Source organism: Paraburkholderia sp. MM5496-R1 (assembly GCF_050436205.1).
GTDB lineage: Bacteria > Pseudomonadota > Gammaproteobacteria > Burkholderiales > Burkholderiaceae > Paraburkholderia > Paraburkholderia tuberum.
In genome coordinates this window covers 1,481,319-1,494,494 of record NZ_JBNDLT010000003.1, presented here as the reverse complement: position 1 = coordinate 1,494,494, position 13,176 = coordinate 1,481,319, and the positions used below count along the sequence as shown (strand labels likewise).

13 protein-coding genes are annotated in these 13,176 nt (G+C 63.3%); 3 read left to right on the top strand and 10 right to left on the bottom strand.

Features of this window, described 5'->3' with window-relative positions:
• Window positions 1–6 precede the first annotated feature (6 nt).
• From OKW38_RS33150 to OKW38_RS33135, 4 genes are read right to left on the bottom strand one after another with little or no spacing between them, the layout of a single operon-like run.
• Window positions 7–1,173 carry a serine hydrolase domain-containing protein gene (locus tag OKW38_RS33150; protein ID WP_429364989.1) on the bottom strand — a complete coding sequence of 389 codons (1,167 nt, stop codon included), beginning with the start codon at window positions 1,171–1,173 and terminating at the stop codon, window positions 7–9.
• 37 nt (window positions 1,174–1,210) lie between these two features.
• A complete protein-coding gene (locus OKW38_RS33145) occupies window positions 1,211–1,981 on the bottom strand; it encodes an enoyl-CoA hydratase/isomerase family protein (RefSeq protein ID WP_429364988.1) in 771 nt (256 codons plus the stop codon).
• The gene (locus OKW38_RS33140) at window positions 1,978–3,579 is read right to left on the bottom strand and encodes a GMC family oxidoreductase (protein ID WP_429364987.1); all 1,602 of its coding nucleotides are present in this window, start codon (window positions 3,577–3,579) and stop codon (window positions 1,978–1,980) included. The genes OKW38_RS33145 and OKW38_RS33140 overlap by 4 nt, the downstream gene beginning before the upstream one ends.
• 40 nt (window positions 3,580–3,619) lie before the next feature.
• Complete coding sequence (locus OKW38_RS33135) at window positions 3,620–4,864, bottom strand: cytochrome P450 (RefSeq protein WP_429364986.1); 1,245 nt, start codon at window positions 4,862–4,864, stop codon at window positions 3,620–3,622.
• 88 nt (window positions 4,865–4,952) lie between these two features.
• Here OKW38_RS33135 and OKW38_RS33130 point away from each other — a divergent pair, with 88 nt between their 5' ends.
• The 3 genes from OKW38_RS33130 to OKW38_RS33120 all read left to right on the top strand — a co-directional run bounded on the left by OKW38_RS33130 (window position 4,953) and on the right by OKW38_RS33120 (window position 7,464).
• Window positions 4,953–5,759, top strand: a complete 807-nt coding sequence (locus tag OKW38_RS33130; RefSeq protein WP_429364985.1) for a TetR/AcrR family transcriptional regulator — start codon at window positions 4,953–4,955, stop codon at window positions 5,757–5,759.
• Between the two features lie 100 nt (window positions 5,760–5,859).
• Window positions 5,860–7,113 carry an NAD(P)/FAD-dependent oxidoreductase gene (locus OKW38_RS33125; RefSeq protein WP_429334436.1) on the top strand — a complete coding sequence of 418 codons (1,254 nt, stop codon included), beginning with the start codon at window positions 5,860–5,862 and terminating at the stop codon, window positions 7,111–7,113.
• A gap of 30 nt (window positions 7,114–7,143) precedes the next feature.
• Entirely contained in the window at window positions 7,144–7,464 is a 321-nt protein-coding gene (locus OKW38_RS33120; RefSeq protein WP_090808834.1) for a 2Fe-2S iron-sulfur cluster-binding protein, read from the top strand.
• 137 nt (window positions 7,465–7,601) lie between these two features.
• Here the strand turns inward: OKW38_RS33120 and OKW38_RS33115 are convergent, their stop codons facing one another.
• The 6 genes from OKW38_RS33115 to OKW38_RS33090 form a co-directional block, all read right to left on the bottom strand.
• Window positions 7,602–8,180: a nuclear transport factor 2 family protein gene (locus OKW38_RS33115; protein WP_090808832.1), complete on the bottom strand. Its 579-nt coding sequence runs from the start codon at window positions 8,178–8,180 to the stop codon at window positions 7,602–7,604.
• Window positions 8,177–9,010, bottom strand: a complete 834-nt coding sequence (locus OKW38_RS33110) for an SDR family oxidoreductase (RefSeq protein ID WP_429364984.1) — start codon at window positions 9,008–9,010, stop codon at window positions 8,177–8,179. Before OKW38_RS33110 ends, OKW38_RS33115 begins: the two co-directional genes overlap by 4 nt.
• 15 nt (window positions 9,011–9,025) lie before the next feature.
• On the bottom strand, window positions 9,026–10,168 hold the full coding sequence (locus OKW38_RS33105; protein ID WP_429364983.1) for an acyl-CoA dehydrogenase family protein: 1,143 nt from the start codon (window positions 10,166–10,168) through the stop codon (window positions 9,026–9,028).
• A gap of 2 nt (window positions 10,169–10,170) precedes the next feature.
• Window positions 10,171–11,373 carry an acyl-CoA dehydrogenase family protein gene (locus tag OKW38_RS33100; protein WP_429364982.1) on the bottom strand — a complete coding sequence of 401 codons (1,203 nt, stop codon included), beginning with the start codon at window positions 11,371–11,373 and terminating at the stop codon, window positions 10,171–10,173.
• A 77-nt stretch (window positions 11,374–11,450) separates the two neighbouring features.
• Window positions 11,451–12,230: an enoyl-CoA hydratase/isomerase family protein gene (locus tag OKW38_RS33095; RefSeq protein ID WP_090808825.1), complete on the bottom strand. Its 780-nt coding sequence runs from the start codon at window positions 12,228–12,230 to the stop codon at window positions 11,451–11,453.
• 48 nt (window positions 12,231–12,278) lie between these two features.
• Window positions 12,279–13,172: a crotonase/enoyl-CoA hydratase family protein gene (locus OKW38_RS33090; RefSeq protein WP_429364981.1), complete on the bottom strand. Its 894-nt coding sequence runs from the start codon at window positions 13,170–13,172 to the stop codon at window positions 12,279–12,281.
• Window positions 13,173–13,176 lie beyond the last annotated feature (4 nt).

Here is a 13,176-nt window from a genome sequence, read left to right as displayed (position 1 = left end):
TGCCAATCACTTCAGATCCAGTGCGTCGCGAATCGCCGCAGCGATCGGAAGCAGCGGATCTTCTTCCGGCGTGGCCGGGTTGAACAGCTTGTTGTGGCAGATCGCGACGGCGAGCCCGGTATCCGGGTCCGCCCAGCCGATCGAATTGCCCTGCCCCGGATGGCACAAAGCGCGCGGCGAGCGTGCCGCCGTCACCGGCGGATGGTTGCCGCCGAACCAGAAGCCACCGATCGTGATTGGAATCGGAAAGCCGAACATCACCGGGTCGGGTTCCTCGCTATTGGCGCGTGGCGTGTTCAGCGTGGCGACGAGCTCCTTGGAGAGGATCCTCACGCCGCCCAACTCGCCTCCGCATGCCAGCATTGCCCAGAAGCGCGCCTCGCTGCGTGCATTGAAGATCCCGCCAACGCCCGCCACTTCCGCGCGCCGCACGTCCGGGCGCTCGAACACTTGTGGCGCCAATGCGACCTGTTGCGGCATCGAGCGCAGGAACAGCGGCGGCAGGTATTCCGCGGGAACCGGCACCATTGCATCGGTGAGACGTGCGATGCGCGGTTCGACTTCGTCGGGAATGCCGATCCATAGATCGTCGATGCCGAGTGGCATTGCAATCTCCCCCCGGACAAAACGGCCCAGCGAGCGCTTCTTCGGATCGGCGCGCCGCACCAGTTCGCCAACGATCCAGCCGAACGTCATCGAGAGGTACAGCGTCTTCGTCCCCGGCTCCGCAAGCGGCTCAAGGTTGGCGATGGCGCTGGTCATCCATTGCCAGTCACACATCAGCTCCGGTGTGACGCCTTCGGGCATTTGCGGCACACACGCGCGATGAGTCAGCACATCGCGCACCATCGTTTTCTGCTTGCCGTGGGCACCGTACTCTGGCCAGTAGCGCGTCACCGGCGCGTCGTATTCGATGAGCCCGCGGTCGGCCAGGATATGCAACGCAGTTGCAGCAACCGCCTTCGTCACCGAATACACATTGAACAGCGTTTCGCCGTCGACCGGACGGCCGGTGGACGGATCGGCCACGCCGCTCCATGCGTCGATCATGAGCTTGCCGTTCAGATAGGCCGCCACCTGCACGCCGATCTCACCGCCTTCCCGCGTGGCGCGGTCGAGCGCCTGCTGAACGATCGCGTTGCGCTCCGTTGATGCTTGCACTACCAAGGTCATATCGTGTCTCCGATTCGTGAACATTCGCGTTGACGGGCTACCTCTTGCCGGACTGCGCGGCAATGCCGGCCAGTCCTTCGAGCGCGAGCCCGTAGCCCAGTTCGTCGACCATGCGGCGCTTGAACGGCTGCGTGAAGACCGCGCGCGTGTATCGCAGCGTTTCGATCGGCTTCGCCGCGAGTTCGTGCGCCATTTGCCACGCACGTTCGAGCAAGGTGTCGTGCGCGACGACTTCGCCGACGACGCCAAGCTCCCACGCGCGTTGCGCCGTGATGCGCTCGCCGCTGAGAAGAAAGTAGCGGGCGCGGTTGTGGCCAATCAGCATCGGCCAGACGATCTGCACGCCGTCCGCCGGCACGACGCCGTGAACGAAGTGCGCCTGGTCCGAGATTTCGGCGCGACTGGAGGCCAGCACGATATCCGACAGCACGAGCAACTCGGCATGAATGAGTGCCGGCCCGTTGATCGCGCCGATCACCGGAACCGGAATGTCCAGCAGTTGCATCAGCAGGTCATGCCCCTCGCGCTGCAGGCGCGGCCAGACTTGCACAAGCGGCTCCGCCGGCAACTCGGCGTCATTCATCGCGTCGCAGAACGAATCGCCGGTGCCGGTCAGGATGACTACGCGATTGTCGAGGTCGCGTGCGATCTGGTAGAACGCCTCGCCTAGCTGGCTGTGAATGCTGCGATCGAGCGCGCCCCACTTGAGCGGGCCGCCATCGGTATGCAGGCGCACTTGCAAAACACCGTCGCGTCGCTCGAAGTCGATGTTCGTAAAGCGCCCGCTGTAGTCTTCAAGGCGGCTCATCGCGCGTCCTCCAGGATCAGGCCGGCGGCGCGCCATGCCATCGCCATCATGGGGCCATTCGTGTTGCCGGAGATCATCGTGGGTGTTATGGAGAGATCCATCACGCGCAGGCGTTCGACACCGCGCACGCACAGCCGCGAATCGAGCACGGCAAGCGTGTCCGATCCCATCTTGCAGGTACCGCAAGCGTGATAGCCGGATTGGCCTTCACGCCGGTAGAGGTCGAGAATCTCGTCATCGGTCTGGACGGCGGGGCCTGGGCGTGTCTCCCCTGCCAGCAGGCTGGCAAGCGGCTCGGCGGCCAGCACGCTGCGCATGAACCGGAATGCGTTGACAGCCATCTGCCGGTCGTGCGGATCGGCAAGGTAGTTCGCGACGACTTCGGGCGGCACGCGGGGGTCCGCGGACTGGATCCTGACGTGCCCTTCGCTGCGCGGGCGCAGCGGGTAGCTGAAGAGCTGCATGCCTGGGAACGACTCGAACGCGTAACCGGCCGCGCCGAAATCCATCGAGTACGGCGCCATCATCAGTTGAACATCGGGACGCATCGCATCCGCCGCGGTCTTGACGAAGCCGCCCACCTGGTACGAGCCGAGCGACATCACGCCACGGCGGAACAGCAGATACTGCATCGCGTTGCGCCATAAGCGCATGCCGCTGAACTGCCGGTTCTGCGAATCACGCCAGTGCCGCAGGCGCGCCTGCAGCATATATAGATAGTGCTCGCGCAGGTTTCGTCCGACCCCCGGACTCGCTGCCACGACAGGAATGCCAAGCGACCGCAGATGGCCGGGATCGCCAACGCCCGACAACTGCAAAAGCCGCGGCGACTCGATCGCGCCCGCCGAGAGCACCACCTCGCGACGCGCACGGTAAGCGATCTGCTGCCCCGCGCTTTCGCACCGCACGCCGACGGCGCGCGTGCCGTCAAACACGATTCGCGCGGCTTGCGTGCCGGTAGCGACTGTGAGGTTCTTGCGCGCCCTCGCAGGCTTCAGGAAGGCTTCGGCCGAGCTTTGCCGACGACCGTTGCGTATCGTATAGATCAGATAGGCCACGCCCTCATGATCGAGCCTGTTGATATCTTCCACGCGCCGCACGCCGAGCGACCGGCACGCTTCGAGTACGGCCTCGCCGATTCGATTGCGCTGCGCGTACGGTGACACTTTCAGCGGGCCGCCCTCTCCACGCAGCTCATCGGCGCCGAGCGCGTGATCTTCGATGCGCCGGAAGCAAGGCGCCAGGTTCTGCCAGCTCCAGCCCTCGACACCCAGTTCGGCCCATCCGTCGTAGTCCTCGGGATGACCTCGCATATACACCATGCCGTTGATGCTGCTGGAACCGCCGAGCATCTTGCCGCGAAGCCAGATTTCGTTGCGATGCCCGTTGCCGTGATCGGGCTGCACCGGAATGAACCAGGCATGAGCTGGGTCGCCCAGCAGCTTGCCAAAGCCTTTTGGCATCCGGATCAACGGATTACGATCTTCCGGACCTGCCTCGATGAGTAGCACGGTATGGTGCCCGCTCTCCGAAAGACGATTGGCTAGCACGCAACCCGCCGCACCCGCGCCAATCACGATAAAGTCAAACTCGGTCATCTATGCGTTCTCCACCGTCCGTGCAGACCAGCGAACCTTGTTAGCCAAAGATGACGGGAATCGAATGCGGAACGCGCATCATGATCCCGTTGATCGGTGGAGCTGGCGCGGCCGGATCGAGCCGAAGTTTGGGCAGGCGATCGAGAATCGCGTTGAGCGCGCGCGTCATTTCCACGCGCGCAAGGTGCTGGCCGATGCACACGTGCGGGCCATAGGCGAATGCAAAGTGCCGGTGACCCGCCTTGCGATAGATGTCGAACCTGTCCGGATCGGCGAAACGGCTGGGGTCGCGATTGGCGCTGCCCGCCACCACGTCGAGAAATGCGCCGGCAGGAATCTCGACACCGCCGAGCGTGACATCACGCGTCGCCATACGCGACTGCATCAGCACGGGGCCGTCCCAGCGCAGAGCCTCTTCGATCGCCGCCGCGACCAGCGTGCGATCCTGGCGCACCGCTTCGAGCTGTGCCGGATCGCGCAGCAACGCAAACAACAGTACGCTGGTCGCGCGATAGGTCGTGTCGCCGCCCGCATTCACCAGCTGGCGAAGAAACGAAATGACGACCTCGTCCGGTAGCCGCTCGCCGTCCACCTCCGCGGTGGCCAGCGAGCTCACCAGATCGTCGCCGGGATTACTGCGGCGCTCGTCGACAAGCCGCGCGAAATAGGTGCCCAGCTTCGTCGATGCCTCCACGCCATGCTCGACATCGATCGAAACCAGCGTCTGTGCGATGGCGAGCTTGTGAAAGATCTTTACGTCTTCCGGCGGCAATGCCAGTTGCCGATAGATGATGTTGAACGGGTAGTGAAGCGTGAACTCGTTGACGAGATCCGCATGTCCGCGATCCATGAACTTCGACATCAGCTCGCTCACCACCGGGTCGACCAGCGTATCGCCCCATGCCGCGACGGTGTGCGGCAAAAAGGCCTTCTGGAAGATGCGGCGGTAGCGCGGGTGCTCGGGCGCATCCATCGTCGAGATACTGCGCCCGAAGCTGATGCCGAGATTGCGCTCGTAAGACTTGTTTGAAAACGTTGCCGGGTCGCCAAGCACCTTCGAGACTTCGTCGTATCCGAATACGGAATAGTGCGCGACATCGGACATGGTCAGGTCCGCCGCGCCGCCCATCAGCACACGGTAGTCACCTTCCTGAACCGCAGCCTGTTCCCGCAGTTCCGCAATGCGTGGATAAGGGTCCGCATCGGCACCGTAAGCGAGTGAATCCTCGAAAAAGGGGTTGAACTCAGGATCGTCGAAGTCCTCAAGTCGCAGCGCGCCGGCCATGGTTCCTGTCTCCGTTGATCGTTGGTTTGCAGGCACCTCTGCTTTTGCGCGAGGTACCAATAGTTGAACTATGTTCTATTTTGCACAAGTGTGCAAGATCGATTTATCATTCGCGGAAGGGGATGTTGCGCGCTTTCTGGCTCGCGCCCGCCATCAAAGGGAAACCATGCCGTCCAGCACTACGCACGCCGCCAGCAGACGGGCAACTGCCGACAACGAGCCGCGTGCCACGGCGCGCAGCACGACGCCAGAGCGCATTCTCGATACGGCCGAGCGGCTGTTCGCGATGCACGGCTACTTCGGCACGTCGATTCGCGACATCATGCAGAGCTGTGGCATGGAGCTGAGCCTCGCGCGGTACCACTTCGGCAGCAAAGACGCGCTGTTTCAGCAGGCGATCGGCCGTCGCGCCGCGGTGATCAGCCGGCAGGTGATCGAATCGCTCGAGGCCGAACTGGCACCGCTGCAAGGCAAGCGTCCCAACGTGGAAGCAATCGTGACCGCACTTTCCGCACCAGCCTTCGCGCATCTGAAGAGCGGCGATCCGGGGTGGCGAAATTACTTGCGCCTGCTGACCCAGATTGGCTGTCTTCTGGAGCGCCCCGATCTCACGGCGCCGTTTTATGACCAATACGCACCTGCGGCCGCGCGCTACCGTGACGCCTTCGCCAAGGCACTTCCCCGCGTCACGCGGGAGACCGTCGAACTGGTGCAGCATTTCGTCGAGTCCGTGTTTCATCTCGTGCTCAACGAGCTTTACGCGCAGGAAGCGCGCTCCGGAGCCAAGGCACTTACGACAGCACATATCGAGCGCATGCGCACCTATTTGATTCGTTTCGCGGTTGGCGGCATCGAGGCGATGGTCAGCTCCGGCTCGGCCCAACGGGGTTCATGAGCATTGACAGGCGCAGCGACCGTCGTTCACAATTTAGAACATTATTCAGACTTACTGTGGCCGCAGCGAGCCTGCGGCCGTGCGAGATGGAGTTAGCCTCATGACAGCTGGAGACGCAGAGAACATCGCGCTGATCGTCGGGGCGGGTCACGCAGCAGGAGAATGCGCGACCGCGATCCGAGAACAGGGATGGACGGGACGCATCGTGATGGTGGGAGAGGAACCGCATTTGCCCTACCAACGGCCGCCGCTCTCCAAGGCATTCCTGTCGGGCGAATCGACCGCCGAGCAGTTGTACCTGAAACCGCTGTCGACGTACGACAAAGCGCGTGTCGAGTTCATCCCGAACACGCGCGCGCAGCACATCGACCGTGACGCGAAACGGGTCACGCTGTCCAACGGCAGCGAAATCAGCTATACGAAACTGGTTCTGGCCACCGGCGGCCGCGCGCGGCGCCTCGCGTTGCCGGGTATCGAAGCGACCGAGAAGCTGCAGAATTTTCACTACCTTCGCACGCTCGATCACGTCGCGCGGATTCGAAACCAGTTTCATGCCGGCTCGCGCCTCGTGATCATCGGCGGTGGATATATCGGGCTGGAAGTGGCCGCCGTAGCCGTGAAGCGCGGCTTGCGCGTCACCGTGCTCGAAGCGTTGCCGCGCGTCCTCGCGCGCGTCACGGCTCCCGAGCTTTCCAGGTTCTACGAGGAAGTTCACCGCGAAGCCGGAGTCGACATCCGTACCAACGCGATCGTGAGTGGGTTCGAACTCGACGCATCCGGCGACGCCGTTGCCGCCGTGTGCTGCGCGGACGGCACGCGCGTCGCCGCGGATCTCGTCATCGTCGGCGTGGGACTGGAGCCCGCCACCGAACTCGCGCAAGCGGCCGGCCTTGCTGTCGACAACGGCATCATGGTCGACGAACACACGCGCACGTCCGACCCGGACATTTTTGCGGTCGGGGATTGCACCAACCACCCCAACCCTTCCCTTGGACGGCGCCTGCGTCTCGAGTCGGTCCCTAACGCGCTGGAGCAGGCCCGCACCGCCGCTGCGTCGTTGTGCGGCAAGGAGCGTGTCTACAACAGCGTGCCGTGGTTCTGGTCCGACCAATACGATCTGAAGCTCAAGATGGTCGGCTTGTCCTTCGGCTACGACGAGTTCGTCCTGCGCGGCGATCCCAAAGCCCGCTCTTTCTCGGCGTTTTATCTCAAGGACGGCGTCATGCTCGCGGCCGATACGGTCAGCCGTGTACCCGAATTCGTGCTGGCCAAGCGTTTCGTTGCCGAGAAAATTCCGGTCCGCGCCGCCGATCTCGCCAACGAATCGATCCCGTTGAAAAGTCTGCTTCCCTAGTCCAATTCATTTTTCAGAGGTTCACAAGCCATGCCGCTCATTCGATTCATCCAGCCGGACGGCAGCGAGGCCGCCGTAAGCGCCAACGTTGGCGATTCAGTCATGCAAACAGCGGTGAACAATCAGATCCCAGGCATTCTCGGCGATTGCGGCGGCAGCTGCAGCTGCGCAACCTGTCACGCGTATGTCGACGACACCTGGAGCAGCCACATGCCAGCGGCGGAATCCTATGAAGTCGACATGCTCACCTGCGCGATGGACGTGCGCGAAAACAGCCGTCTGACATGCCAGATCTTCATGACGCCGGAACTGGACGGGCTGGTGGTGCGTCTGCCCGATCTGACGGCGTAAGCGCGAGGAGCAGGGAGGCCTGCCGCTCGACATCGATCTCCACGATGCGGAAGTTTGCGCGGACCTCACTCCTTGCATTCCTCGCCAGTCCCACGAATGGCTACGTGGCGGGCCAGGAGCCGAAGACGAGACCGCGCTTACGGCGCTTTCGTCAACGCGTCAATCGCGTGTTGTTCGCTGTTGCTCCAGAACGCCGCCCACGTCGGAAATCCTTGCGGAAGACGCGGCTGATACCGGTCGCCTTCATACTTGCCGGGCCAGTTCTGCAAGCGCGGCGCACCGGGGCGAGCGAGCCAGTCCGTCGAATACCAATGCTGTTCGTCGCGACGCTCGAAGCACCATTGCCCGTCGCGCCGCACATAGTGATCGAAGTAGCAGATCGCCATCACCACCCACGCTCCGTTGTCCTCGTGCTCCGCGCGACAATAGACGCTTCCCGTCGCATGGTCGGCATCGATGAAATCGACGACGTGGCCGCAGATCTGGTGAATGCTGCGATAAAAGCCACGCAGAATATGCTCGGACCCGTAGAACGTCTTCAATGCCGCGCGCCCTACGCCCCATCGGCCGCAATCGACGTCTTCGGCGAACAGTTGCACCAGGCTGTCCAGATCGCGCGAATCGACCGCGAGCGCGTATCGGACGGGCAATTGTTGGATGGCGAGCTGAGCCTCAATGCGCTCGATACGCGCGAGCAGCGCTGAATCCGTCGTCATGCCTTCCCCTTCGTAGCGTTGGCCATCGCGGCCGGGCGCGCGCGGATTTCGTCGGCATAGTAAGGCTGGTGTGAAAGAAGTCCGCCATCGACGTTGAACACCTGGCCCGTGACGAACGCCGCCTCATCCGAAGCGAGATACACCACCGCGTGTGCAATGTCTTCGGGCTGCCCGAGGCGAGGCGTGAGATGGTGGCTCAGCATCATCTCTCCGGTCTCCCCCGCGTAGTACGCCTGGGTCACCGGCGTGACGATCAGGCCCGGAGCGATCGCGTTGCAGCGTATCCCCTCCTTGCCGTGCTGCGCGGCGACGTAGCGCGTCAGCGCCTCGATACCGGCCTTGCCGACGCCGTATGCGCTGTACCCCAGCGCGCCCGCCTGAGCGGCACCGGAAGAGGTATTGATAATCGAACCGCCGCCTCGTGCGCGCATCAGCGGCAGCGCGCACCGCGAGGCCAGCATGGTGCCGCGAAGATTGATGCGCATCGTGTCGTCCCAGACCCCTACGTCGAGTGCCTCGACTGCCGCATCGGCAGTACTGGAAAGCGATGTGGCCGCAGCGTTGTTATGCAGGATATCGAGCCCGCCCCAAGTCTTGAGCGTCAGATCGAACAATGCATCGATCGAACTTTCGTCGCCGATATCGACCTGTGCCGGGACCGCGTGCCCCCCCGCTTCGTTAATACGACGAACCTGTTCCTGCGCGCCTTCGAGATTCAGGTCCGCCACGACGAGCAAGGCGCCCTCCTGCGCGAGCCTGGCGGCACAGGCAGCGCCGATACCGGATGCGGCCCCGGTCACGATGGCAATCTTTTGCTTCACGCGTTGCATGATCTGCTCCCTGTCTCAGGCCGTTATCGGTGTCCGGCCGCCTGCCGCAACGCGGTCGAGATGAAAGTCGATATCGCCGAACATCTTCTCCATCATTGTCATCTTGCGGAAGTAGTGCCCTACCGGATATTCCTCGGTGAGCCCCATGCCACCGTGCAACTGGATGCCCTGCGCGCAAACGAAGCGATTGGCGCGTGCGGCAACTGCTTTGGCCGCCGAGATGACGCGGCTGCGTTCGGCCGCCGGGCCGTTCAGGTGCGCGATCCCGCAGTACAGCATCGAGCGCGCTTCCTGCGTGGCGACGAACATCTCAGCCATGCGATGCTGCAACGCCTGGAACTTGCCGATCGGCTGGCCGAACTGCGAGCGTCCCTTGATGTACTCCGAGGTGATCGCCATCACGGCTTCCATCATGCCAAGGCTCTCGGCCACGCTCGCGAGACTGGCGAGTTCCGTTGCCTGCGTGAGCACCTGCAGCGAGCGTTCAGGTCCGACGATCAATGCATCTTCATTGAGCTCGACGTTATGCAGGTCGATATCCGCGGCACGCGATCCATCGAGCAAGCGGTACGACCGGCACGTTACGCCCGCGCCCCGGCGATCGACAAGAAAAACGCCCACGCCTTGCGCCGCGCCTTCGACTCGCGCGGTCACGAGCAGTTGGTCCGCCGACGCGCCGGCGATCACCAGCGTCTTCGCGCCGCTGATCAGGTAACCCGAGGCGCTCTTGAGCGCGTGCGTTTGCGCGTGGCATCCCAGCTTGTACCGGCTGCCCGCTTCGCTGTCCGCGAGCGACAGCAGCAGCGTGCCGTCGATGACGGCGGGCAGCAGCGTCTCACGCCGGCGCCGCGCATCGCCTCGTTCGACGATCGTGGCGCAAAGCAGCGCCGTCTGCACGACCGGCTCGAGCGCCATACCGCGGCCGAGCGCCTCCATCACGATCGCCGTTTCAACGAACGAGCACCCGAGACCGCCGACGTCTTCCGGCATCGTCAGCCCCAGCCAGCCAAGTTCGGCATAGGCGCGCCAATGTTCGCGGCTGAAACCCTCTTGCCCCGATGCGATGCGCGTGCGCGCCTCGAATCCATACTCCTGCTGAACGTAGCGCTCTGCGCCGTCCTTCAGCATCAATTGTTCTTCGGAGAAGTTGAAGTCCATGGCTACAGTCCAAATGCCAGCTTGGCAATGATGTTCTTCTGCACTTCGCGCGCGCCGCCATAGATCGTGGAGGCGCGTGCGATCAGATAGCCCGACGTGCGGCCGCCCATGTAATCCGGCCAGTTTTCGTCGACCGCCAGATCACCCTGCGGCTCGCCGTGGTCGTCGAAACGCATCGCGCGGGGACCGAGTGCGTCCATTTGCAGCTGCGTCACGCGCTGTTGCATCTCCGACCCGCTGATCTTCAGCGCAGAGACGACCGCATCGAGATTGCGCTCGCTCTTCTCTTCCGCAAGGATGCGGAGCACCGACCATTCGAGCGCCATCAGGTCCGCTTCGACCTCCGCGACCTTGCGCGCGAACCCGGGTGTATCGATGAGCCGCACGCCGTCCTCCCGCTCCTGCCCCGCGATGTCTTTCGCGCGTTGCAGCTCGCGTTTGTTGAAGTACAGGAACGCGCTCGCCGTGCGCTCCTTCTCGAGGAGGTACTTCGCATAGGTCCATCCCATGCCGGCCTCGCCCACGAGATGCGACTTCGGCACGCGCACGTTTTCGAGGAACACTTCATTCAGGCCCTTGCCGCCCTCGATCGAAACGATCGGACGCACCGTGATGCCCGGCGTGTCCATGTTGACCAGCAGGAAGGAAATGCCTCGTTGCGGCTTGACGCTCGTATCGGTCTTGACGAGGAAGAAGCCCCAATCGGCAATCGTTGCGTCGCTGGTCCAGATCTTCTGGCCGTTGATCACGTACTCGTCACCGTCGAGCACGGCCGTGGTCTTCAGTCCAGCCAGATCCGAGCCCGCGTTCGGCTCCGAAAAGCCCTGGCACCAGAACTCGTCGCCGCGCAGAATAGGCCCGAGAAAACGCTCCCTCTGCCAGTCCGAACCGAACGCGATGATGACGGGCGCCACCATCTGCGTCGACTGCCACCCATAGTCCATGGCATCGGCGTGGTACAGCTCTTCCATGAAGATATGCTTGCGAAGCGCGCTCCAGCCGGTGCCGCCATGTTCGACGGGCCAATGGGGCGCACCCCAGCCGCGCTCGTACAGAATGCGCTGCCATCTGCGGATGTCATCGCGCGCAGGCGGGTGCACGCCGACACGCCAGCGGCGTGAAATGTCGGCCGGCGCATGCTCACTGAAAAACGTTCTGACTTCCCGACGAAATGATTCGTCTTCCTCGCTATAGCCCAAATGCATGCCTGACTCCTGAATCTCTTGCGCCCTCGTTGTCTGCTCTGTCGCGCCACTGCGCCGCGCTTGTGCGGGTGCTCCGCCTAGCGGCCTCTGAAAGCCGGTGCGCGTTTTTCTCTCGCGGCGAGCCGGCCCTCCGCGGCGTCCTCGGAGTTCACCGCGAGCGCCACCGCGTTCAGTTCCTGCGCAAGAAACTCTTCCATGCCACCGGGGTTCAACCTGAACAACTGCTTGGTCAGCCCGAGCGAGAAAGTCGGGCCAGCCGCCAGCTCGCCAGCCAGCTTTTCGGCGGCCGCGTCAAGCTCGCCGTCCTCGACGAGATGGCTGGCAAGACCCATATCGAGTGCTTCCTTGCCGCTCAGCCGGCGATTCAGATACATGATTTCCTTGGCGCGAAACTCGCCGCAATGACGCGCAAGCAGATACACCATGCCGCCTTCGGGTAAGGTGGCGCGCATCAGGAAGGCGGGAATGAACTGCGCCGTATCGGAAACGATGAGCTGGTCCGCGCACAACGCAAAGCTCCAGGCAATTCCCACGGCAACGCCTCGTACCGCCGCGACCACTGGCTTGTTCAGGTTGTACAACCGAAGCGCGATCTTCTGATACACCGCCATCGATGCGCGCGCGTGCGCCACACTCATCTGCGGTGGCGCGGCGCCGCTGCCCTTGATGTCGGCACCGGCGCAAAATGCGCGGCCTGCGCCAGTGAGAATCACCGCGCGAATCTCCGGATCCTTTTCGACGCGATCGAGGTGGCCGAGAATCAGATCAAGCATTTCCGGCGTCAGCGCGTTGAGCTTCTCGGGGCGGTTCAGACACAGCGTCGCAACCGCGCCGTTCAAAGTGAGTTCAACATCCATGATGTTCGGCTCTTCGTCTGAGTTTGGTTCGTCCGTTCGACGGTCTGGTCAACTGCCGCGAGCATGCAGGCGGATCATCCCGTCGCCGAACGGCTCGTCGCGGCGCTTGAGCGCTTCCTTCAGGCCAACCGCTTCCATGTCCGCCTTGAACTGCGCGCGGCGCGGCCCCAGGCTCTGGTGAGCCCGTGAGTCGTTTTCCACCGCGAGCCGCTGAAGCGTGCGCGAACCGGCCAGCTCCAGCCCGATGTTGACAATGCGCTTGTTAGCCGCAAGCAGATCGGCATCGACAAACGACAGACGGCGTGCCAACTCGCCCACCTCCGCTTCGACCTGCTCTGCCGGCACCGCATCCATGACGAGCCCGATCTTCGCGGCGTCGCGGCCCGTCAGCGAGTCGCCAGACAGCAGCAGGCGCTTCGCCCACTGCGGGCCGACGTGATAGAACCACATATGCGCAGGCGGCGAGCCGTTCGCGCGCGTGGCGGGAAAGCCGATCCTCGCGTTGTCGGCGGCGATCACCATGTCGCACGCCAGCGCGAGATCGGTGCCGCCCGCAAGACAGTTGCCATGCACCTGCGCGATGATCGGCTTGTGGATATCGGCCATCAGATTGACCGTCTCCGACTGCCGCTCCATCGACCAGCAGTCGTCGTCGAAGCTGCGAATCGTTCCACGATAGTCCCCCGGATCAGCGGCGTCCGCGGCCCGATCCGAATACGTCGTCACCAGATCGTAGCCCGCGCAGAAGTCGCGGCCAGCTCCCGACAGTACGATCACGTTCACCGATTTGAGGTCGTCGGCTTCGAGCAACGCGGCCTTGAGTTCCTGCAGAAGCGGATTGTTGATGGCGTTGCGCTTGTCCGGACGAGTCAGCGTGATGCGCGCAACGCGGTCCGCCACTTCAAACTTCACGCACTCCGATGTTTTCAGCCATTTGGCCATGGTC